The following is a 21,265-nucleotide window of genomic DNA, read 5'->3' on the forward strand; positions in this document are numbered from 1 at the left end:
ACATATTCAACCTATTTCACGGCACAGTTGATTTCGTTTGTCAACAATCATTTTCACCATTTCCATATCTATAGGCAAATCATTTAACAGTGATTCTTTGAATATGTCGGAGCATACCATTTTTATCTCTGCATGGCTCATTCCCATAAATAAAGGTTCAGCCTGAGAGAAATCCAGATTTTTTGCTGTATATAAATATTCACGCAACAACAACAAACGTTGTTCTGCATCCGGCATTCTGTATTCAATGACATCATCAAAACGCCGGAACATTGCCTTGTCGATGGACTCTATTGCATTTGTAGCTGCAACAATAAAACTATCAGAAGAATCACGCTCCAACAACTGCAGGAATGTATTAAGTATTCTGCGTTGTTCACCGACCTCATTTTCCATTCCACGTTGTGCACCTATAGCGTCAAACTCATCAAAGAGATAAACGGCAGGAACTTCATCTATAAAATCAAAGATACGGCTAAGTTTCTGACCTGTTTCACCCATGAATTTAGTGATAATCTTTTCTGTTCTTACAATAAAGAAAGGAAGATTAAGTTCCTTTGCCAATACCCCTGATGTCATAGTCTTACCTGTACCAGACATACCATAGAGTAACAGCTTACGGCGATTTGCAAGGCCATATTTCTGAAGTTCTTCTCTTCTTGTATATTCCTTTATTACCCTTTCCAGCTTCTCCTTTACAGACTTATCTGTAACCAGATCATTCAAACTGTCATATGTTTCAGTCTGAAGCAACAAATCGTCAACATCCTTATTGCGTGGAATAATTTTTAAATTGCTAAAAGAGGTCTTTTTCTGGCTTAACAATTCCTGGATAGTTCTCGCCAATACAGCATGACCATTCTTTGCCTCTACAGCTGAAATCTGTAAGGCAACCTTTCTGAATTGTGCATCATCATTGTTTAAATGATTGCGTATCAGAGATAATATTTGGTCTGCATTTGCCATCGTAATATGGTTATAAAATTATTGATGTACAAAAATACTTTGTTCCCGTCAAATAGTCAACTCTATCATTAAAAATTGCTAAATATTTATGCTTTTTTATCTAAGAACTTGGTGATTTCACCAAAAAAACTAGGAGAAGTCTTTTAATACTACAATTATATTTTTGATTTGTATTAAACCCTTTACTTCTTTCATCATCAGAGTTCAGATTAATCATTTATGTAAAATCAAATTCATTCTGTTTGAAAGTGTGTTGCATTTCTGTTATCACTTCTTCCTGCATGTCCTGTACTTCAGCCACCACTTCAGTTTCAAGATCCAGCCCAAAAGTTTCCTTCAACTGCAGATAATCAAAGCACAGTGCCTTCGGTCGGTTTACCTTTACCTTCTTTACCTGTTCACCATTTACAATGTCAATGGTATAGTCAGGAAGTCCGCTAGGCAGAAGTATGGTGAATCTGTCCTGTTTCAGTCCAAGGTATGAAGTATGGGATTTCAGGTACGACATGATAGTGGACCAGTTCGAGCGGTTGGAGGTGGAACCTGCATTCCGGCTGTTGAACAGTGATGCTACGGCTGCCGTGTTCAGATAGAGAATAGGACGTGCTTCCTTAAATTCTATATCTTCCTTGACAGACAACGGACGGAAGGATTTCATATACCTTATACGGTAATGTGCCTTCTCGATACATTTCCCTGAAGTCTGGAATCCCTGAAGCATACTCCAGAAGTCCGCTATCTCTGAACTTTCCTGAGCCAGTTCATTCTGATTTCGTATTCCTTTGATTGCTGTATCAAACAGTTCCGCATAGCTGAAAGGCACGTCAATGACTGTCTCCAGTGTCCTGAAGGTGGCCAGTGGAATAACCCAGTTACCGAATATACGGTCATGGATGGTTTCATTCTCCAGTTTTGCAGCCAGTTCACGCTTGGTGATGGAATATATTTCCGGAAAGTTCTTCTCAAACAGTTCCCGGTGTCCCAATATCTCCAGGGTGAGGTGGGTTAGTCCCATATTGCAGACTGATACAAGGTCTTCATAAGCCCTTTTCTCATTCTGGTTGAATGATGTCTTTGAAAAGGCAAGGAAAATGACACGGGTATAGAGTGCCATATCCTGAGTAGGCTTGTCCTGGCCGCAAAGGGCAACACCTGTTGTGACAATGGTCTGGGCTGCCATACCGTCTGTGTTTGTATTCTTCTTGGTCTGACCGCCACCGCCCCAGAGTCCTTTCAGATAGGCTATCTTGCGTATGTCGAGGTCATTCTTGTATTCATCAAGCACAGCAAGTGTATTGACAGCCTGTGATACACGATCGTTCATGGCCGGTACGGAAGTTACACCGAGATTGGGCGGATCTACTCCGTGCAGGAAAAAGGACTGGAGGGAAACAGCCAGGGTTGTTTTACCGGTTCCCTTTTCACCGAAAAGATTCAGGATGGGGAAGTGACGGGTACGTCTGAATATTATGTCACGGAAGAGGGTGGCAAGCAGGTAACAGAAGGCTACGCTTGCATTCTCACCGAACACTTCCATCAGTCTTTTTACGTAGTCATACAGCTTTATTCCGTTGCGGTTCTCATGTACCATAAGTCTCTCAAACTGGAATATCTCCGGGTTGTTAAGATATATTTTTGAAGTGGCCGGTATATAGAAGGCCTTGCCGTTTATACTACGGACTATACCCAAATCATCAACGGTATTGAATGTACCTGCAAAAAATATTCCGTTACCGAAAGCGAAGAATCCTTCAGCCGCATTCCAGCCGAGTTTTCTGATACGTTCTGCCGTATCGGTCTTTGAATACAGGTATTCCTTTACACGGTTGAGTTTGTCTATCTTGGCGAGCCATACATAATTGCCCAGTGAGCCGACCTTCTGCTGAAAGTTGCTTAGTGAGCAGAGTTCCGACTCTTTCAGTTCTATGACCCTGCATACATTGTACATATTCCTCATACGGAAGATTCTGGTTCCGTTTATCTCATCCTCGATATGGAATAGTGGTTCCATGATGAAGTTGGAGATTCTTGACGGTTCATCATCATCTTCACCGATGGAGTAGTAACAGTTTTCCCTCACGAACAGTCCGAACTGGCGCAGCAGTTCAGCTTCACGCTGCATCTCGTTCATGGCCGCCGGCTTGTCGTTCCTTCTCCTGGCCTCTCCACGTGCCTGGGTAACTGCATCACGCCAAAGTTTTACCTTGCCGTACAGTCTGGACAACTGCTCTATGCACTGGTCATACACCAGCTGGTCCTTTATATAACGCAGCAGGTCTGCTATTTCCGCTACACACTTTCTTTCCTCTACCATGGAACTGGCTACCAGGAAACGTTTCTGTGCAAGCCAGATGATGAAATGCTTTTCAGGCAGTGAAGTATAATCTTCCCTGCTGCGGATATAGCTGTCGGCATCATTCTTGGAATATTGTACTTCTCCTTCTGCTTCTGACGGTATTTCAGCGAAAGGAAGTTCTCTTACTGTCACATGGAATCCTTTTCTTATGGCTGCAGCCCCATTGGTCATCACCGCCTCAAATCCCGGTCCGTATGGCTTGCCCTCCGCAATATCTGAATCTGGAATGAAACAGAGTGAGGATACATACTTCTTCAGCTGCTCGAACTGGCTGTCACTCCAGGCTGTTCCAAGTGACGCTACTGTATTGTCATATCCAATCGACTGCATTCTCAGTACATCAGGAGCACCTTCCACAATGATATAATAGTCGGCATCACGCAGTCTGGCGGCACGGTCAATACCGAATACTGTTTCTCCCTTGGAGTAAATCATGCTTGTTGCCGAGTTGATATACTTGGGAGCTTTCCTATTGTCTCCGATGTATCTGGCTGTATAGGCAATGATGCGTCCCCATCTGTTTCTCACAGGAATCATGATACGCTGGCGGAACATGGCGTATGTGTTTCCGTCCTCACCACGCTTGAACATACCGAGTTCGTACAGCAGTTCTTCGTTCAAAGCCTTGTTTCTGCAAAAATCCATAAAGGCCTGACCGTCCTTCGGTGCATAGCCTATTCCGGCAAAGGCACAGAACTCCTCATGCCACCGGCCGTATGCGTAGGCCCTGGCATCAAGGCTCTCTTCCTTGTCTGTTGCTTTTAAATTTTGTAGGAAGAAGGTCTGGACTGCATCGAGAACTGTCAGAAGTGATTCCCTGTGCCTGGCTTCGGACATCTGTTCCTCACTGCGCTCTTCACTGATGTATTTTACCGGAATATTATGGTTTCTGGCAATAAATTCCACTGCGGCACTGAAGGAAAGGTTTTCCTTTTCCATTATAAACGTAATGGAATCACCACCACGGTTACAGCTGAAACAGTGGAAGAGATTCCTGCTGGGAGTGACGGCAAAGGAACCGGTCTTCTCAGTATGAAAAGGACAAAGTCCCATCAGGGTTGAACCTTTTCTGGACAGTCTGACATAAGGACTGAGTACGTCTTCTATGGCAAGTTCCCTCACTTTCTGTATGGTTGTTTCGCTTATCATATCGTCCTCAGTAAATTCCAACAATCGATTATTGACTGGCCGGAGTATTTCGGACGGCTGACATTATTAGGATTGAGCGGTTGGATATATCCGTTATCTCTGTATTTTTTGAGTGTCTTGTTGCTGATACCGAGTTCTGCACAGGTGCGCTTGACTGAATAGACACCGTTTGGATCGCACGCTGGTCTGATTTCTTTCATTATTATAAAATCATTATGAATGTGCGATAAAAGAGACCTGTCCGGCTTTATCGTTAAGTGGTAAAGCTATAAGCTGGTGAACAAAGGTTACTGACGCACATTCCTGTACCTACTATAATTGCTTTCTTTATATTTCATAGAGTATCACGGCTAAACTAAACAAATAAAGTTTATCAATATTAGAATATTAGCCATAATATGTTTATCATTTATCTTTCTTGACCGGTTTTTCTGCCTGTTTCGGCTGACTTTCATCAAAATAGTCCTGGGTGGTACGCTGGAGAAGCCTGAGGTCTGCCGTGCGGTATTCCACCTTACCGGGTCTTTTATAGGAAACCACCTTTCCCTGACGTTTCCACCGTTCTACATTCCTGCGGCCAAACAGTTCGTATGCCTTCCTCTGGCTGATGAATTCAGGATCATCCTTGTCGGCTTTCAATTGCCTGACAATTCTGGAGGAGAGGTCATTCAGGAATGTTTCGTATGGTATAAGATGGTCCAGAAACTGTAATATCTTCATATAAACCTGATTTGGTTTCTATACTGTTCGCTTGACCGTAATGATATGGTTTTCCCTGTCAGTCCTGGTCTTGAACTGGCGGTTGTAGATGGCACCAAGCTCTGAAGCCTGGGTACGGACGCTTTTCAAACGTGAAATGGGGAATGAAACGGATTCACCTACTTCAAGGGCAACAAGTGCCGGACGGATTTTTTCTAAGTTTTCAGACATAATTGTTGGATGTTTAATATTTAATGTTTAACTTTGTAATCACCAAATGAATAGATTACACTACAAAGTAACATAAAATGGTTTATATAACCAAATATTTGTTTGATGATTTATTGTTTAAGATGTATTTATTGAAGGAATCGCATGGATAATGACATAAAACACGTGCATGTAGGTCAGGCTATCGACAAAAGACGCAACGAGCTTGGATTGAGCAAATCTGAGCTTGGACGTAAAATCGGTGTACCGCAGCAGCACATAAACCGAATATTAGAGAGGGAAACAATGGAGACAAGCAGGCTTATTAAAGTCAGCGAAGCATTGGACTTCAATTTCTTTTCCCTTTTCTGTCCGAAACAGCATCATATTTCGGCACACCTTGCAGCCGTATCATTGGACGGTAATGCAAATAATCTGATAGGTGATGCAGAACTGGCCGTGCAGTTATCCAGCGAAAAGAAAGAAACAGAGAACCTGAGGGAAACAATCAAGCTTCTGAAAGAGCAAATAGAGAGTCTGAACTCACAGATTTTACGTCTTGATTCAAACCTGAAGGATAAGGACGTGATTATTGAACTATTGAAAGATAGGGAATAAACAATACTGAAATTTAAATGAATGCGTCATCTCGTTACAGAGAGGTCAAATCATTCATCCTTAATATCTATTGCAACTGTTCCAAGCATTGTATCAAGATGCATACAGATTACATACACAAATATTGCATCTTGTTGAAATACAGATATGTATTGGAGAGGCGCAAGCTGCGATAGAATAATAATGCTAAGAAAGTAGCAGCTTTAGAAAAAAGTCATACCAAAGCGCATACACTTCACATACACCGGCAATGTAACCTATTGGGGAATAATCGTATATGAAAGTGGCGCAGGCTGCAATAGAAGGATAGTCAAATACGCTGGTTAGGTACTTAACTATCTGATAAATAGACTGTAAATACTTGTGAAAGTATTTGCAGTCTATTTTTTATGTCCGCTTTGTCTTGGGCATTCGTTCTCTTGGTTAAATAAATATTTGGTATTTATTATAAAAAACTAACCAAATGTTTGTTTAATCGTAAAAACAGCTTTACATTTGCACCCCAGAAATCGACCGAATTGGGGTCTAACGTTTAATTTAAAAAAACAAAGAAGATGAAAAAGGGTTTATTATTGGTAGTTGTAATGTTGGCAACTATCGCTGTAAAAGCACAAGACATTTACGTAGGCGGATCTTTGAATCTGTGGCGTAACAGTACAGGCAACACTACCTCTTTTAAAATTGCTCCGGAAATCGGATACAACTTTAATGAGACATGGGCATTGGGTGCTGAATTGGACTATTCACACAATTATGTTACAGGACAAACTGCAAACTCTGTATTTGTAGCTCCGTACATTCGTTGGTCTTATTGTGAAACCGGTGCTGTCCGTCTGTTTCTGGACGGAACTGCTGCTATCGGCTTCGTGAAAATTAAAGATGGAGACACTACCAAGGCTGGACAAGTGGGACTTAGACCGGGTATTGCCGTTAAATTGAACGATCACTTTTCTTTTATTGCCAAGTATGGTTTCTTGGGATATCGTAGAAATGTAAATACGCTTGGAGATTCTTTTGGTCTTGAACTTACCAGTGAAGATCTTTCAATTGGTTTCCATTACGCTTTCTGATAAGAGGAAAACAGTTTAATCAAATAGGAAAGGGAGTTCTCAAAAATAGGGAATTCCCTTTTTCTATGTATAAACTCTATAAATTACGCACTTGTTAACGAAAAAGTTGTTTAATACGAATTACAATTATACATTTGTATTGTTAAATAGGGAGGGGTAATAAAATCCCTTAGTATTAATTTAAAACTTTAAAATTATGAAGAAGAGTGTTTTGTTTGTTTTATTTGCACTGATTTCAGTGGCAGGTTTCTCTCAAATTACAGGTTGGAATGCCAAAGTAGGTATGAACTTTAGTAATTACACCGGTGATCTTGACCTGAATGCAAAGGTTGGATTCAAACTTGGTGGAGGTTTTGAATATGCTTTTGATGATACATGGTCACTGCAACCTTCATTATTCCTGACTAGCAAGGGGGCAAAGAAAGACGGAAGTAGCATTAATGCAATGTATTTGGAATTGCCGGTAATGGCTGCTGCGCGTTTCAATGTAGCAGATAATACTAATCTGGTGGTTAATGCAGGTCCTTATTTTGCTTGTGGTATTGCCGGTAAGACAAAGTTTGACTTAGGAAACAATACGGAGCATAAAGAGAATACTTTCGGTGATGATGGTTTGAAACGTTTTGATGCTGGTCTTGGTGTGGGAGTCGCATTGGAGTTTGGTAAGATCATTGCAGGTTTGGATGGTCAATTCGGTTTAGTTGACGTACAAAAAGTTGGCAATCCTAAAAATATGAACTTCTCTATTATCGTGGGATATAAGTTCTGATAAGAAAACACTGAAAATACAGAAAGCCGTTGCAGAAGACAATTTGCAGCGGCTTTTTTTAGTTCATGATTGAGAAAGTCATTTCTTTTATTGTGGGTATAATGGGAATGCACAGTCAGTTTACCATCGGCTTTTCATTAATCTGATAACTTCTTCAACTTTTTAAAGTGCTCGATTACGGCTAAATAGTTCTGATCCTGACAGGCATCGAATTTGTTCCAAAGATCTCCTAATACGACAGCCCCTCCAAAACCGAAATCTTTAATCTCCAGTAAATTATCTTCATTGATGCCTCCCAATGCCATTACTTTAGAGTCGATGATTTTCGCTCTTTGTGCTTCGCGCAATTCTTCGGCAGTATAGGTTGAATAGTAATTCACTTTAGAGATACTGTCATAGATAGGACTCATAAAAACATAATCATAAAAATGCTTTCTGTTTTTCACCTCTTCCACTGAATGGCACGAACAACTGATATGGCCATAATAGTCATGCGGCTCTTTGGGATTACGGGCATTCAGGTGGATTCCCATCAGATTGAATTCCTCTTTTAGATAAAAATGCTCATGCGTGACAATGCGGCGGTGATATTTCTCCGGAATAAGAGTCAGCAGCCGTTCTGAATACATAGCCGGAGTCTCCGGTTTCCTAAGATGTAGGACATCCAGCCCCTCTTCGAAAAGAGTGGTAATTATCTTATCTTCTTCGACAAAGAAGGTAGGGGTGGTAACTACAATTAGTTTCATTTCTTTCGTTAAAATTGGATTGTCTAGCAAAGTTACTAATTAACTATGTCAGAAACCAACCTTTATAGTGAAAATTTGTTAGATTGCAATGTCCGCAGGTCGATTGTCCATAGTTTACCGGCTAAAACATCACCAAAATCACAGATAATTTTCAACACTTCCGTAGCTTCCACACTCCCGACAATAGCAGGAGTAACTCCCATTACACCTTTAGGCGGAGGAGGCATCCGCTGCATTTCTTCTTCGTCAGGATAAAGATCCCGGTAGTTTTTCTTCTGATTTCCGTAATTGAACACAGAAACCTGTCCTTCAAAACCACAGATGGCTCCATATACGTAGGGTTTTTCCTGTTTAATGCAGATGTCGTTAATCAGGTAGCGGGTGGCAAAATTGTCGCAGCCGTCGACCACTATGTCGTATTTCTGAATAATATCATACGCATTATCTTTCGTCAGCCGGGTAGAGTAGGGATAGATCCTGATCCCACTGTTGAGAGCGGAGAGTCGTCCGGCTGCACACAAGGCTTTCGGTTTACCCAATTCCTTTTCGGAATAGAGAACTTGCCGTTGCAGGTTAGTGATGCTTACCAGATCATCATCTACCAGTCCGAGACAGCCCACACCCGCACCTGTCAGGTAAAGGGCGATGGGAGAGCCTAACCCTCCCACGCCTACAATAAGCACTTTGGCTTCCTGCAGTTTCTTCTGACCTTCTTCTCCGATTTCGGGAAGTATGATTTGTCTGTCGTACCGCATCTGCTTATCTTTTAAAGTCAAAAGACTGGTCCCAATCCTTCCAGACCGGTTCACGGCCTAATCTCTTTAAATCACGTTCCACTTCAACCGCTTTCCGTTCGTCACTTACATGAAATTGTTCCAGCGTTTGAGGATAACTGTAATATCCTCCCGGTTCTGTTTTACTCTCTGCACTCATGGTTGTGACGCCGAGTGTTGCCATGTGATTTCGAATTTCTGCACTCTCACGGGTGGAATAGGAGATATCTACGTCATGGTCGAAGATTCGCATTGCGAATGTAAGTTGAGCCAGTTCCCGGTCGTTCATGACTACATTCGGCTGGAATCCGCCATTTTCAGACGGGCGCATACGCGGGAAATTTACGCTGTACTTTGTTTTCCAGTAATGCTTCTGCAGATAACGCAGATGATAAGCCATCATCGTAACGTCTGTCCGCCATTCTTCCAGACCGATCAGGACACCCATGCCAATTTTGTGTACACCTGCCTGTCCCATACGGTCGAAGCCGTTTACACGCCATTCGAATTTGGATTTCATGCCTCTCGGATGGTACGTTTTGTAATTTGCTCTGTTGTAAGTCTCTTGAAAACAGATCACTCCGTTCAGGCCATGATTTGTCAGTTCCTTGTATTCCTCCGCTTTAAGAGGCATTACTTCAATTTGCAGATTGCTGAAGTAAGGCTTCGCTAAATCCAGTGCCTTGGCAATGTACGGAACGCCTGCTGCGGCAGGATTCTCACCAGTTACAAGCAGCAGGTTTTCAAAGGGAGCCAACCGTTTGATGGCTTTGTATTCGTTGACAATCTCTTCCTCTGTCAGTATTGTTCTCTTCATCGGATTGCTGATGTGGAAACCGCAATAGACACAGGAGTTGGTACATGAATTAGTCAGGTAGAGCGGTACGAACATGGAGATAGTCTTACCGAACCGTTCCATCGTATATTTCTGACTAAGGCGTGCCATCACTTCCAGATAAGGAGTGGCGGCAGGTGAAATCAGCGCCATAAAGTCGTTGACATCCAGATGCTCTTTTTTACCCAATGCACGGCGTACGTCGGCATCTGTTTTGGAATAGATGGCTTTTGTCGTCTCTTCCCAGGATATTTTTTCTAATTCGTCGGAGAACATTCTTATTAAATTGAGAATTGAAAATTAAAAATTAAAATGAGGGGAGGGCAGGTTCGGTCAGTGGGCTGACTTTTTGTTTCTCCCCACTCATTATTTGTTGGTTTTAGCGCTTTTCTTTAAATCGCGTGACAGTCTCATTGCACAGAAATTGGGTCCGCACATTGTACAATATTCTCCGTCGATATGATGTCCTGCACGGAAATAGGTCTGTGCCCGTTCCGGGTCGAGAGACAGGTCGAACTGATCTTTCCAGCGGAACTCATAACGGGCTTTACTCAATGCGTTGTCCCGTACCTGTGCACCCGGATGACCTTTTGCCAGGTCAGCGGCATGAGCGGCTATCTTGTAGGTAATGACTCCTACACGTACGTCCTCTTTGTCGGGTAAGGCAAGGTGTTCTTTCGGAGTGACATAACAAAGCATGGCCGTACCCAGCCATCCGATTTGTGCGGCACCGATAGCAGAAGTGATATGGTCGTATCCGGGAGCAATGTCCGTCACCAACGGGCCGAGCGTATAGAATGGGGCGTCATGGCATTTCTCAATCTGACGTTCCATGTTCTCTTTAATTTTATGCATCGGAACATGGCCGGGTCCCTCGATAAATGCCTGAACATTCTTGTTCCAGGCACGAAGCACTAATTCTCCCATGGTATCCAGTTCGGCAAACTGCGCTTCGTCGTTCGCATCATAGATGGAGCCGGGGCGAAGTCCGTCTCCTAAGGAAACGGCTACGTCATATTGTGCCAGAATATCACAAATATCATCAAAGTGATCGTATAAGAAGCTTTCCTGATCGTGTACGAGACACCATTTGCTCATAATACTTCCTCCACGGCTGACGATACCGCACAACCGCTTGTCGGCAAGATGAACATTATGGCGGCGGATACCTGCATGGATGGTGAAGTAATCTACGCCTTGTTCACATTGTTCGATCAATGTATCCCGGTAGATTTCCCAGGTGAGGTCTTCTACTATGCCGTTCACTTTTTCAAGTGCCTGATAGATGGGAACAGTACCGACCGGTACGGGACAATTGCGGATGATCCATTCACGTGTTTCATGAATATTTTCTCCGGTGGAAAGATCCATCAAAGTATCTCCCCCCCATTTACAGCTCCACAATGCTTTCTCCACTTCTTCATCTATGCTTGAAGTAGTAGCTGAATTTCCGATATTTGTATTGATTTTCACAAGGAAGTTGCGTCCGATAATCATCGGTTCGGCCTCCGGGTGGTTGATATTGGCTGGTAATACGGCACGTCCCTCTGCAATCTCCTGACGGACAAATTCAGGAGTAATATGAGTGTTAATTCCCAGTTCCTCGCAATTCATGTTTTCGCGGATCGCTACATATTCCATTTCAGGAGTGATCATCCCTCTTTTGGCATACGCCATTTGAGTGATTGCCTCTCCTTTTTTAGCGCGATAGGGCAGGGCGATGTGCTCGAAGCGTAAGTGATCGAGACTTTTATCATCCCTTCTCATACGTCCGTATTCCGAAGTGATTTCAGGGAGTTGTTCCACATCGCCACGACTCACAATCCATTCTTCGCGCATACGGGGCAGCCCTTTTTTAAGATCGATGCTCATATTTGCATCGCTGAACGGTCCGCTGGTATCATATACATATATATCCGGATTGGGTGTTGCTATCTTTTCTTCGCCTTCAAAGCTGACACTGGGCACTTGTTCCACTTTCCGCATGGCTACACGGATATTCGGATAAAGTTTACCGGGTAAATAGACTTTCTGTGAGCGGGGAAATTTTATTTTTTGTTCCATAGTTTATTCGTTTTTAATCAAGAAAAGCCGTTAGAGGTGAACTTGCTTCTGCCACGAAGTCTACGGCTTGTAATCCTAATCCTGCTTCGTAAGCCTGTCTTCCGGCTTCTGTAGCCGCTTTGAATGCTTTTGCCATTTCTACCGGATTTCCGGCAACGGCTATTGCAGTATTTACTAATACAGCGGAAGCTCCCAGTTCCATTGCTTCGGCAGCATGACTGGGTGCACCGATACCCGCATCTACGACCACCGGGATACCTGCCTGTTCGATTATGATTTGCAGGAATTCTTTGGTCTGCAATCCTTTATTAGTACCGATTGGTGCACCGAGTGGCATAACGGTAGCTGCGCCCGCCTCTTCCAGACGTTTGCAGAGTACGGGGTCAGCCTGACAATAAGGCAACACGATAAAACCTAGTTTTACCAGTTCTTCCGTAGCTTTCAGTGTCTCGATAGAGTCAGGGAGCAGATAACGCGGGTCCGGGTGAATTTCCAGTTTCAGCCAGTTTGTTCCAAAGGCTTCGCGAGCCAACTGTGCGGCAAAAACAGCCTCTTCTGCATTACGTACACCGGAAGTATTGGGCAATAGCTGAATATTCGGATGGATAATATGTTTCAGCATGTCATCCTCTTTGTTGTCCATGTCGATTCGTTTCATGGCAACAGTAACCATTTCCGTGCTTGAAGCCAGAATAGCTTGTTCCATTACTTCATTGGAATTGAATTTTCCTGTTCCCAGGAAAAGACGGGAGTTAAATTCGCGTCCCGCAATTACTAACTTTTCCATTCTATGTATTTTAGTTGATTATTTAAATGCTAATTTATGAGTTCACCACAGAGGACGCAGAGGACACGGAGGTCTGATGATTTCTTATTCATTATGGAGTTACACAGAGTATATGTGTTTATCATTCTGTTTTAGGAAAGAACGAAAAACTCTGTGTACTCTGTGGTGAATCAATGATTCTACGTGTCTCTTCTACCGGATTGTCCGCTCCGAGAATGGTTCCTGACAGGGCTATCCCGTTGACTCCTGTATGAAGTATGGCAGGGATATCCTCATAAGTGATTCCTCCAATCGCTACTACGGGGATTTCGATATTCGCCTTTTTCATCTGTGAAAGGATGGAGGAATAACCTTCCAATCCCAGTACAGGGCTTAAATTCTTTTTAGTGGTAGTAAACCGGAAAGGACCGATGCCGAGATAATCGGCTCCGGCATGGTAGTGCTGTACGACATCTTCGAATGTATTTGCGGTGCCGCCGATAATGAAGGCTTCTCCAAGTATCTGGCGAGCTTGGTCGATAGGCATATCTTTTTTACCCAGATGCACACCGTCCACTTCCAGCTTTTGCGCCAGTTCGACGTGGTCGTCCAGAATCAAGATCGCTTCGTGTTCTTTGCAGAGCGGTTTCAGTTGCAAGGCTACTGCCTCCACTTCTTCGGGAGAAGCGTCTTTCATGCGTAGCTGGATCCATTTGCACCCTCCTTCGAGTGCCATACGTGCCGATTCGAGGTACGAATACCGTTCGGTCTGATGCGTGATAAATTGTAGACTGACCATTCCCTTATCCTCCGCAAGCAGCTTTGATAATCACCAGGTTGTCGTTCTCATGCAATATGAAACCTTCCCATTCGGTACGGGGAATCATTTTGTTGTTTACGGCGATAGCAATGCCTTGAACAGGAAGTTCGAGCTGTGCTGTCAGTTGTGTAAGGGTAGAATCAGGAATAATTTCCACCTCTTTGTTGTTCACTTGTACTTTCATTGTCCTATCAGAATAAATAAATTGAAAGTAAATACAAAGAGCGTGCTTGAATGGAAAGGCGATAACGAAGAAACACAATCCCTACGTCAGTACTAACTGCATCAGGTTCCTAGGGTATAATCTCAGCCCCTCGAGGGGCACCCCTTTGTCTTTACAGGGGCAAAGTAAGCGAAAAAGAAACAGAAAAACACTAAATCATCCGATTTTTTTTCATTTTTCTGTTGATTTTTGTTTTTTGATGGGATGGGAAAAGATAAACCGGGCACCATTCTTATAGCTTTTGTCAATCCAGATATCACCTCCCATATATTGGATGGTCAGTTTGCAGATGGCCAGTCCCAATCCCGTACCCTGCATGAATTCATTCAGCTTTTCGAAACGTTGGAATACGAGTTCCTGCTTGTCTTCGGGGATTCCTGTGCCGGTATCAGTCACGGAGAACAGCATACATTGCTTTTCCTCATCCACTTTATAATCCAGCGTGATACTTCCTCCGGCGGGAGTGAATTTCAGAGCATTATTCAGTAGATTGATAATAATCTGTTGCAGGCGTAACGGGTCTGTGTAGAGCTTATAGGGTTCTTTAGGCATTTGAAGTTTGATGTCTACATCCATTGTCTTGTTCCGGTTGGTCAGGGTAATCATATTCTGGCAATGGTTCACCAGCTCACACCATTCATAATTGAATTGCAGTTTCCCTGATTCCAGACGTGATATATCCAGTACGTCACTAATCAATTGTAGCAGTAAATTAGAATTGGTCTGGACAATATCTGCGTATTCTTTCAGTTCCTTATTTTGCTCAACAGAGCCGATAATCAGGCTGGAGAAACCGACAATGGCATTTAAAGGTGTCCGTATCTCGTGGCTCATATTCGAAACAAAGGCACTTTTCAACTGATTGGCTTCTTCGGCACGTTCCTTGGCGTCACGTAATTCAACTTCAGACTCTTCCAGCTTCTTTTTATCTTCCCGTAATTGTTTCGTCGTTTTTTCAAGGTGGTTCTTCAGGATTCTAGTCCGGTAATAGTAATACAAGGAAATCATCAGGCTTCCTACTAATATGAGAAATATGATCAGGATGAACTGCACTTCTGTCTTGTAAGCTACAAAGAACGGGATGGGCTGATTGATGACCATTGAGTTGACAGGTAACTTCTTGTCTTCAAATCCCCATTCTTTTAGTTTCTTCGCATCAAATTTATATCTGTTGGGTAAGATATTGATACTGCTGATATCAGTTTCCTTCTGGTCTAAAAAACGGTAAGCATATTCTCCCATGCTTTTTCCCACTCCTTCATATTGCGGGACATATCCTCCGATAGCCCAGTAACCAATGGCAGTGGAAGTCATACTGAACACAGGCAGGAGAGGATTGGCTTTGGAGAAAGCATAAACAGAGTTGCTCATGTAGGTGATACCCCGGCTGTCGATTCTCCAGATGCCAAGTAACATTGCCGTGTTTCTGGGAAGATTGCGCAATTGATTGACAGCCATATCAAGTGTATGGATGCGACCGTCGATGTAAGTGATAGATAACTGCGGGAAATGCTGCAGGTTTTTCTTGAACCATGCCAGTTCGGCAAGTCCGTTGTATGTATTATCCGATACAAATACCAGATGCTCGGTATCCGGATAGAAATCCTGTATCATTTCTATGTCTTTGCTGATATTGTATTCGTATGAATTACAGTATTTTACATTATAGTCTTTCATTCGTTCCGTTAAGTCGATACTTACTGGATTATAGTCTCGGATATCGATCGAATCCTCCGGAATACGGATTCCGTTGCGTGATGCCATTGCGCAAAAAACAGGAAGCTGCTTGTATTTTTCATCTTCAAGATGGAGGAAACTGCTCCATGCTTCCCCACCCAGAAGAATCACTAATTTAGCTTTCGGATGCTTATCCAGAATATCGGTTAATGTTTTTTTCCATTGGTGTGCCTGCGTTAAGTCTGTTGCATTCATGTTTTCTACGATGGTCGAGTATTTTCCTCCCAATCGGGTGTAAGTTTCTATAAATGTACTGATGTTGTCGTAGGTGTATTTAGTATCCGAATTATAAGAGGTGATGAACAGAATTTCTCCCGCAGATTCTTCTGTGGTGGCAGCATTGCAAAAAAGAGGGAAGAAAAGGATTGCAATGGAGACGATAAATCGTATTTTTTTTCTTTTATATAGTATCATAATTGTTTGTTATGTTGGATTATTAGTTGCAAAAATACAACTAATGCGTCTGATATACAATAAAAGTCAGTTTTTTTTTAGTCTGTAAAAAAGGTCGCTGTGAAATACACAACGACCTTTTCATAAGTATAGTTTAGTCTATGAAATCCGATTACATTCTTTTTTCAACCACATCCCAGTCGATGATATCCCACAGGGCGTTAACATGGTCGGCACGGCGGTTTTGGTAATCCAGATAATAAGAGTGTTCCCAAACGTCAAATCCGAGAAGCGGTTTCAAACCGGCGCGTACTGGGTTGCTTCCGTTCACTTCTTTAGTGATTTTCAGTTTACCGTCTTTATCTACGGATAGCCAGGCCCATCCTGAACCGAACAACCCGACTGCTGCTGCATTGAATTCTTTCTTGAAGTTTTCAAAGCTGCCGAAGTCACGTTTGATGGCTTCTCCCAGTTTGCCGGTTGGCTCCTTTTTCGAAGGTTTCGGGGCAAATTGCAGGAAGTACAGATTGTGATTCAATACTTGTCCGGCGTTATTGAATATAGCTCCATCCGGTGCGGCTGCAACGATTTCTTCTACCGTTTTACCTTCATATTCTGTACCGGGCACGAGGCTATTCAGATTATTTACATACGTTTGTAGATGTTTTCCGTAATGGAAATCTATTGTTTGCTGACTGATTACAGGTTCCAATGCATTGTTTGCATAAGGAAGTTTAGGCATTTCGTAAGTCATGGTCATCATAATTAAAGACATTAATATAGTATTCATAATGTTACAAGTTTTAATCGGCTTGTTATACTATAATAACAGAAGCCCTCTGCAAAATGTTCACACTATCTTGCTTTATTTATAAATGTACTGTATACGTTCCACATCTTTCGGATGATCACGGTTGGTACGGCAGGTCCATTGGCCCGTATTGTCATATTCATAATAAGAATTACTATCGATCCGGTTTCCGTATTTATCGTACAGGCAGATCAGGCATCCGGATGTTTTCTGGTTATTGCCCAAAATCCGTTGGTAGACGATCTGTGTCAGATAGCCGTATTTATCGTATTCATAAGCATCTTTTTGTGATATAATCTGATCCGGAGAGTTGGCGAAAAGCAAATTTTGATGTTGCGATGAAATCAATCTGCCCTTATCATCATATTTGTTTGCGGTGTACGCCTGAAGTTCTCCATTCTTATTATACTCTTTGGTTTCGGTCAATAACCCCTGTTTATCATAGGAACTTATGATAACTCTTCCGTCTGTATACTTGAGTGAATCACTCTCGATACTTCCATCCGTACCGATACGGCGTGTCCGCCGGTAGAGGTCCGTTTTGGTTTTCGGATTCGTTTGCACTTCAAAGATGCAGTGGCCTTGCGGATCGTATAATCTGTTCGTTTGTATTTCATTGCTTGGCTGACCGTTTCTTATGGTAAGCGACAGGGTGGAAATGAGCTGTCCCTTATCGTCATACGAATAAGTGGTCGATATATTTCCTGTACTGTCATTTTCCGCAGACTTTATCAATCGTCCTCCATTATAGTATTTCACAGAGGTAGGGGTGGATACGATTGTTTGTAGGATAAACGGTGTCCGTAGTGCATTAGCCTGGTCACGAAATTCCTTGTACCTGTGTGTGCAAAGAAAATCCTGCAGCATGCTCAATGATTCGGAACTGACAATGGCAGCTTTTAAAAGCTCGAAATCAGCCTTTTCACTAAGATATTCAAGATCATCCAGATGAGTACGCGCAGTGGAAGTCAGGTAAGGTGATTGCTTATACTCGTCAATGATCTGCCGGATGGCTGTCGCATTTCCTTTTTCCCGGAGGCTGTCGATCCCTTGAAACAGAAAATCGTCGTATAGCGTGCGAACTTCCGGAAGGAATGGACGCGTATCTTTATCAGTGAAAAATTTCTGCATATCGGCATTATCAAAGAATGCCTTGAAATTCTCCGATGTCGGATTACTCTTTACAATCTGGTAAAGCCGTTTGTTTTCCGCAGCGTTGATTTGAGAGATAAATTTGCCGTTCGGATATTCCGTGATGTACGTTTGATAAATATTCAGCGTGGGTGTTTTCAGCATCCCTTCCAGTAAGGCCATTTCACGGATGTCCCGTACCTTTTGTAAAATGGCGGAGTCTGCCGGATAACCGCTTGACTGGATGCTGTCCATCAATGTCTTGCTAAAAGGAATCTGGTCTTTCGAAGCCTCCAGAACAGAGATGACAGCTTGTTCCGCTTTGTCTTGCACGTTGGAAAGTTGTATCTTCTCTTCTTCGCAGATATTCGGGAAATAGGCTTTCGCAGCCTTTTCATAGCATCCGAAATAATTGGCGGCGGCTTGTTCGCTTTGCTCGTTCCATAATTCGTTGAGCACATCCAATAATGCCAGTTCTTCGGCGTAATAGCTTTGAGTCTCGGTGTCTATCTTATCACGGTTCTTCTGCCATTTGTCGGCGTCATTATCGTTCAGATACCTTAGCAGCTTTTCCAGGCGGCTCTGCTTTTGTGCCATTGCCTGTGGGATGCAGGCAACCAGAAACAAACTCAAAATAATCGATAAAAATATACTTCTTTTCATTGCTTTTTGGTGTTAGGTTAAAATAGTTAGTGATGAAAATTCATAAAAATACCTTCATTCTCGAATGAATATTATACTTTTGTATTGAGAACAAATTTGAGTGCCAAGGGTTTGTTAAAAATCCACATAGTTTTTATAATGCTGTTATGAATACCAATTATATAGAGGAATTAAACGAGAGTCAGTGTGCAGCAGTGACTTATAATGACGGTCCTTCACTGGTGATAGCCGGTGCCGGTTCGGGAAAAACGCGTGTATTGACTTATAAAATCGCTTACTTGCTGGAGCAGGAGAACGGGTATAATCCATGGAATATCCTTGCATTAACCTTTACCAATAAGGCTGCACGTGAGATGAAAGAGCGTATTGCCCGTCAGGTCGGTATGGAACGGGCACGTTATTTGTGGATGGGAACTTTCCATTCCATCTTCTCACGGATTCTTCGTGCCGAAGCACAATATATCGGTTTTACTTCCCAGTTCACCATCTATGATACGGCTGATAGTAAGAGTCTGCTTCGCTCCATCATCAAGGAGATGGGATTGGACGAGAAAACGTATAAGCCGGGAGTAGTGCAAGCACGCATCTCCAATGCCAAGAACCATCTGGTTACTCCCACGGGGTATGCTGCCAATAAAGAGGCCTACGAAGGAGATATGGCCGCCAAGATGCCTGCTATCCGTGATATCTATACCCGTTATTGGGACAGATGTCGTCAGGCAGGTGCAATGGATTTCGATGATTTACTGGTGTACACCTATATTTTATTCCGTGACTTTCCGGAAGTGTTGGCACGCTACCGGGATCAGTTCCGTTATGTGCTGGTAGATGAGTATCAGGATACGAATTATGCGCAGCATAGCATTGTCCTGCAACTGACTAAAGAAAATCAACGGGTCTGTGTAGTGGGAGACGATGCGCAAAGTATCTATTCTTTCCGTGGGGCGGATATTGACAATATTCTCTATTTTACAAAAATCTACCCCAATACGAAAGTCTTTAAACTGGAGCAGAATTACCGTTCCACGCAAACCATTGTTTGTGCTGCCAACAGCCTGATTGAGAAGAATGAACGTCAGATACGGAAAGCCGTGTTTTCAGAGAAAGAAAAGGGGGAACCTATCGGTGTGTTTCAGGCGTATAGCGATGTGGAAGAGGGTGATATTGTAGCTAATAAGATTGCAGAACTGCGTCGGGAGTATCGCTACGGATATGCTGATTTTGCTATCCTGTATCGTACGAATGCACAAAGCCGTATTTTTGAAGAGGCTCTTCGGAAACGAAGTATACCTTATAAGATTTACGGAGGACTTTCGTTCTACCAGCGAAAAGAGATAAAAGATGTGATTGCTTATTTCCGTTTGGTAGTGAATCCGAATGATGAAGAAGCATTCAAGCGAATCATTAATTATCCGGCGCGTGGCATTGGAGATACGACGGTCGGGAAGATTATATCGGCGGCTACCGATCATGGTGTAAGTCTTTGGGCGGCACTCTGCGAACCATTAACTTATGGGTTGGATATAAATAAAGGAACGCATGCGAAACTGCAAGGCTTTCGTGAATTGATAGAAAGTTTCATTGTTGATCAGGCGGATAAGAACGCTTATGAAATGGGAACGAATATCATCCGTCAGTCCGGCATTATCAATGATGTCTGTCAGGACACATCCCCCGAGAATCTAAGCCGTAAGGAAAATATAGAAGAGTTGGTGAATGGTATCAACGACTTCTGCGCTTTGCGGCAGGAGGAGGGTAACCCGAATGTGTCTCTTACCGATTTCCTTTCGGAGATTGCATTGCTTACCGATCAGGATTCCGATAAGGCGGATGATGGAGAAAAGATAACGTTGATGACAGTCCATTCGGCTAAAGGATTGGAGTTTAAGAATGTATTTGTGGTCGGTCTGGAAGAGAACCTGTTTCCCAGTGGGATGGTAGGAGATTCTCCCCGGGCACTGGAAGAAGAACGTCGTTTGTTCTATGTAGCAATTACTCGTGCGGAGGAACATTGTTATCTGTCTTTTGCCAAAACCCGTTTCCGTTATGGAAAGATGGAATTTGGAAGCCCCAGTCGTTTCTTGCGTGATATCGATGTTCATTACTTGCAACTGCCGCATGAGGCAGGAGTGAGCCGGGCTGTCGATGAAGGTGCGGGACGTTTCCGCGCTTCCTTACAGCAACATCCGAAAGCACAGATCATTGCTCCCAGCGTACCGAGGAATTTGAAGAAAGTTAGTACTGTTAGCCCAAGTAACGGTGCACAGGCAACCTCTTCCACTTCGGCATCGGTAGCAGGAGTACAGGCCGGACAGATGATAGAGCACGAACGTTTCGGATTGGGTGAAGTGATTAAAGTAGAAGGAACGGGAGACAATGCGAAAGCAACTATTCATTTTAAAAATGCGGGAGACAAACAACTATTATTACGTTTCGCTCGTTTTAAAGTGGTAGAATAAATAATAA

Annotated in this window: 19 protein-coding genes and 1 riboswitch; of the genes, 4 read left to right on the plus strand and 15 right to left on the minus strand. The window is 42.9% G+C overall.

Features of this window, described 5'->3' with window-relative positions; all coding sequences use genetic code 11:
- Positions 1 to 6: 6 nt before the first annotated feature.
- The 5 genes from AAHJ11_RS13685 to AAHJ11_RS13705 form a co-directional block, all read right to left on the minus strand.
- Positions 7 to 966, minus strand: a complete 960-nt coding sequence (locus AAHJ11_RS13685) for an AAA family ATPase (protein ID WP_005815670.1) — start codon at positions 964 to 966, stop codon at positions 7 to 9.
- A 217-nt stretch (positions 967 to 1,183) separates the two neighbouring features.
- Positions 1,184 to 4,471, minus strand: a complete 3,288-nt coding sequence (locus tag AAHJ11_RS13690) for a DNA primase (protein WP_032936309.1) — start codon at positions 4,469 to 4,471, stop codon at positions 1,184 to 1,186.
- Positions 4,468 to 4,671: a hypothetical protein gene (locus AAHJ11_RS13695; RefSeq protein ID WP_080549527.1), complete on the minus strand. Its 204-nt coding sequence runs from the start codon at positions 4,669 to 4,671 to the stop codon at positions 4,468 to 4,470. Before AAHJ11_RS13695 ends, AAHJ11_RS13690 begins: the two co-directional genes overlap by 4 nt.
- A gap of 205 nt (positions 4,672 to 4,876) precedes the next feature.
- Entirely contained in the window at positions 4,877 to 5,191 is a 315-nt protein-coding gene (locus tag AAHJ11_RS13700; RefSeq protein WP_005815676.1) for a hypothetical protein, read from the minus strand.
- An 18-nt stretch (positions 5,192 to 5,209) separates the two neighbouring features.
- A complete protein-coding gene (locus AAHJ11_RS13705; RefSeq protein WP_007835177.1) occupies positions 5,210 to 5,401 on the minus strand; it encodes a hypothetical protein in 192 nt (63 codons plus the stop codon).
- Positions 5,402 to 5,545: 144 nt separating this feature from the next.
- Here AAHJ11_RS13705 and AAHJ11_RS13710 point away from each other — a divergent pair, with 144 nt between their 5' ends.
- From AAHJ11_RS13710 to AAHJ11_RS13720, 3 genes are all read left to right on the plus strand, one after another.
- Positions 5,546 to 5,998 carry a helix-turn-helix domain-containing protein gene (locus tag AAHJ11_RS13710; RefSeq protein WP_007835175.1) on the plus strand — a complete coding sequence of 151 codons (453 nt, stop codon included), beginning with the start codon at positions 5,546 to 5,548 and terminating at the stop codon, positions 5,996 to 5,998.
- A 554-nt stretch (positions 5,999 to 6,552) separates the two neighbouring features.
- Positions 6,553 to 7,068 (plus strand): outer membrane beta-barrel protein, encoded by a 516-nt coding sequence (locus AAHJ11_RS13715; protein ID WP_148366979.1) that lies wholly within the window; start codon positions 6,553 to 6,555, stop codon positions 7,066 to 7,068.
- 196 nt (positions 7,069 to 7,264) lie between these two features.
- The gene (locus AAHJ11_RS13720; RefSeq protein WP_148366978.1) at positions 7,265 to 7,837 is read left to right on the plus strand and encodes a porin family protein; all 573 of its coding nucleotides are present in this window, start codon (positions 7,265 to 7,267) and stop codon (positions 7,835 to 7,837) included.
- A 137-nt stretch (positions 7,838 to 7,974) separates the two neighbouring features.
- On the opposite strand, the gene AAHJ11_RS13725 is transcribed toward AAHJ11_RS13720, so the two are convergent.
- The 10 genes from AAHJ11_RS13725 to AAHJ11_RS13770 all read right to left on the minus strand — a co-directional run bounded on the left by AAHJ11_RS13725 (position 7,975) and on the right by AAHJ11_RS13770 (position 18,799).
- The gene (locus AAHJ11_RS13725; RefSeq protein ID WP_320979798.1) at positions 7,975 to 8,583 is read right to left on the minus strand and encodes a thiamine phosphate synthase; all 609 of its coding nucleotides are present in this window, start codon (positions 8,581 to 8,583) and stop codon (positions 7,975 to 7,977) included.
- 62 nt (positions 8,584 to 8,645) lie between these two features.
- Positions 8,646 to 9,338, minus strand: coding sequence for a HesA/MoeB/ThiF family protein (locus AAHJ11_RS13730; protein WP_148366976.1), 693 nt, complete (start codon positions 9,336 to 9,338; stop codon positions 8,646 to 8,648).
- Between the two features lie 4 nt (positions 9,339 to 9,342).
- Positions 9,343 to 10,467, minus strand: a complete 1,125-nt coding sequence (thiH, locus tag AAHJ11_RS13735) for a 2-iminoacetate synthase ThiH (protein ID WP_148366975.1) — start codon at positions 10,465 to 10,467, stop codon at positions 9,343 to 9,345.
- Positions 10,468 to 10,557: 90 nt separating this feature from the next.
- Positions 10,558 to 12,255 carry a phosphomethylpyrimidine synthase ThiC gene (gene thiC, locus AAHJ11_RS13740; RefSeq protein WP_234133552.1) on the minus strand — a complete coding sequence of 566 codons (1,698 nt, stop codon included), beginning with the start codon at positions 12,253 to 12,255 and terminating at the stop codon, positions 10,558 to 10,560.
- Between the two features lie 13 nt (positions 12,256 to 12,268).
- Positions 12,269 to 13,042, minus strand: a complete 774-nt coding sequence (locus AAHJ11_RS13745) for a thiazole synthase (protein WP_413579630.1) — start codon at positions 13,040 to 13,042, stop codon at positions 12,269 to 12,271.
- 121 nt (positions 13,043 to 13,163) lie between these two features.
- A complete protein-coding gene (locus AAHJ11_RS13750; RefSeq protein ID WP_148366973.1) occupies positions 13,164 to 13,820 on the minus strand; it encodes a thiamine phosphate synthase in 657 nt (218 codons plus the stop codon).
- Between the two features lie 4 nt (positions 13,821 to 13,824).
- Positions 13,825 to 14,025, minus strand: coding sequence for a sulfur carrier protein ThiS (thiS, locus tag AAHJ11_RS13755; protein ID WP_148366972.1), 201 nt, complete (start codon positions 14,023 to 14,025; stop codon positions 13,825 to 13,827).
- 61 nt (positions 14,026 to 14,086) lie between these two features.
- Positions 14,087 to 14,180, minus strand: a riboswitch (TPP riboswitch).
- Between the two features lie 55 nt (positions 14,181 to 14,235).
- Positions 14,236 to 16,215, minus strand: coding sequence for an ATP-binding protein (locus tag AAHJ11_RS13760; RefSeq protein WP_413579633.1), 1,980 nt, complete (start codon positions 16,213 to 16,215; stop codon positions 14,236 to 14,238).
- 151 nt (positions 16,216 to 16,366) lie between these two features.
- The gene (locus tag AAHJ11_RS13765; protein ID WP_148366970.1) at positions 16,367 to 16,984 is read right to left on the minus strand and encodes a superoxide dismutase; all 618 of its coding nucleotides are present in this window, start codon (positions 16,982 to 16,984) and stop codon (positions 16,367 to 16,369) included.
- A gap of 75 nt (positions 16,985 to 17,059) precedes the next feature.
- A complete protein-coding gene (locus AAHJ11_RS13770) occupies positions 17,060 to 18,799 on the minus strand; it encodes an RHS repeat domain-containing protein (protein ID WP_234133553.1) in 1,740 nt (579 codons plus the stop codon).
- 146 nt (positions 18,800 to 18,945) lie between these two features.
- Between AAHJ11_RS13770 and AAHJ11_RS13775 the strand changes: the two genes are divergently transcribed.
- Positions 18,946 to 21,258: an ATP-dependent helicase gene (locus AAHJ11_RS13775; RefSeq protein WP_322019130.1), complete on the plus strand. Its 2,313-nt coding sequence runs from the start codon at positions 18,946 to 18,948 to the stop codon at positions 21,256 to 21,258.
- Positions 21,259 to 21,265: the final 7 nt, after the last annotated feature.

The sequence above is a fragment of the Bacteroides sp. 90-K9/2 genome (genome assembly GCF_047310725.1).
Taxonomy (GTDB): domain Bacteria; phylum Bacteroidota; class Bacteroidia; order Bacteroidales; family Bacteroidaceae; genus Bacteroides; species Bacteroides vicugnae.

Excerpts from the sequence above, each read along its gene's own strand:
- AAHJ11_RS13685 (WP_005815670.1), bottom strand. The coding sequence starts at position 966 with ATGGCAAATGCAGACCAAATATTATCTCTGATACGCAATCATTTAAAC.
- AAHJ11_RS13690 (WP_032936309.1), bottom strand. The coding sequence starts at position 4,471 with ATGATAAGCGAAACAACCATACAGAAAGTGAGGGAACTTGCCATAGAA.
- AAHJ11_RS13695 (WP_080549527.1), bottom strand. The coding sequence starts at position 4,671 with ATGAAAGAAATCAGACCAGCGTGCGATCCAAACGGTGTCTATTCAGTC.
- AAHJ11_RS13700 (WP_005815676.1), bottom strand. The coding sequence starts at position 5,191 with ATGAAGATATTACAGTTTCTGGACCATCTTATACCATACGAAACATTC.
- AAHJ11_RS13705 (WP_007835177.1), bottom strand. The coding sequence starts at position 5,401 with ATGTCTGAAAACTTAGAAAAAATCCGTCCGGCACTTGTTGCCCTTGAA.
- AAHJ11_RS13710 (WP_007835175.1), top strand. The coding sequence starts at position 5,546 with ATGGATAATGACATAAAACACGTGCATGTAGGTCAGGCTATCGACAAA.
- AAHJ11_RS13715 (WP_148366979.1), top strand. The coding sequence starts at position 6,553 with ATGAAAAAGGGTTTATTATTGGTAGTTGTAATGTTGGCAACTATCGCT.
- AAHJ11_RS13720 (WP_148366978.1), top strand. The coding sequence starts at position 7,265 with ATGAAGAAGAGTGTTTTGTTTGTTTTATTTGCACTGATTTCAGTGGCA.
- AAHJ11_RS13725 (WP_320979798.1), bottom strand. The coding sequence starts at position 8,583 with ATGAAACTAATTGTAGTTACCACCCCTACCTTCTTTGTCGAAGAAGAT.
- AAHJ11_RS13730 (WP_148366976.1), bottom strand. The coding sequence starts at position 9,338 with ATGCGGTACGACAGACAAATCATACTTCCCGAAATCGGAGAAGAAGGT.
- thiH (WP_148366975.1), bottom strand. The coding sequence starts at position 10,467 with ATGTTCTCCGACGAATTAGAAAAAATATCCTGGGAAGAGACGACAAAA.
- thiC (WP_234133552.1), bottom strand. The coding sequence starts at position 12,255 with ATGGAACAAAAAATAAAATTTCCCCGCTCACAGAAAGTCTATTTACCC.
- AAHJ11_RS13745 (WP_413579630.1), bottom strand. The coding sequence starts at position 13,042 with ATGGAAAAGTTAGTAATTGCGGGACGCGAATTTAACTCCCGTCTTTTC.
- AAHJ11_RS13750 (WP_148366973.1), bottom strand. The coding sequence starts at position 13,820 with ATGGTCAGTCTACAATTTATCACGCATCAGACCGAACGGTATTCGTAC.
- thiS (WP_148366972.1), bottom strand. The coding sequence starts at position 14,025 with ATGAAAGTACAAGTGAACAACAAAGAGGTGGAAATTATTCCTGATTCT.
- AAHJ11_RS13760 (WP_413579633.1), bottom strand. The coding sequence starts at position 16,215 with ATGATACTATATAAAAGAAAAAAAATACGATTTATCGTCTCCATTGCA.
- AAHJ11_RS13765 (WP_148366970.1), bottom strand. The coding sequence starts at position 16,984 with ATGAATACTATATTAATGTCTTTAATTATGATGACCATGACTTACGAA.
- AAHJ11_RS13770 (WP_234133553.1), bottom strand. The coding sequence starts at position 18,799 with ATGAAAAGAAGTATATTTTTATCGATTATTTTGAGTTTGTTTCTGGTT.
- AAHJ11_RS13775 (WP_322019130.1), top strand. The coding sequence starts at position 18,946 with ATGAATACCAATTATATAGAGGAATTAAACGAGAGTCAGTGTGCAGCA.